The organism is Cobetia sp. SIMBA_158 (genome assembly GCF_046566945.1).
GTDB classification, from domain to species: Bacteria; Pseudomonadota; Gammaproteobacteria; order Pseudomonadales; family Halomonadaceae; genus Cobetia; species Cobetia amphilecti.
In genome coordinates this window covers 1-276 of record NZ_JAWJYL010000291.1, presented here as the reverse complement: position 1 = coordinate 276, position 276 = coordinate 1, and the positions used below count along the sequence as shown (strand labels likewise).

General features: G+C 26.1%; 1 protein-coding gene. It reads right to left on the bottom strand.

What is annotated here, in order from left to right; genetic code table 11:
* Nucleotides 1-276 (bottom strand): hypothetical protein (locus tag R2R70_RS20015; RefSeq protein WP_410978902.1); only part of this gene is annotated, 276 nt, incomplete at both ends.

Genomic DNA, 276 nt, shown 5'->3' with positions numbered 1-276 from the left:
ACTATTAATTTTTGTATTCGAATAATTATAAATAGCCCCAACAGAAGTTTTACTATTAATAGAATAATCAATGTTATAATTAATGTTATACCCTCTATTTTTATCTAATCTTCTTACATTATTTTCTACCTGTGAAGCATCAAAAATTGTAAGGTTTTCAGTCGCTATTTTTTCAGCATCAAATTGAGAAACCCTTAATGATGTATTAATTTTATTAGATTGATAATTAAGAGCCCCGTTATTAGAGAAGCCATCTTTAGATTTTCTCGTATAACT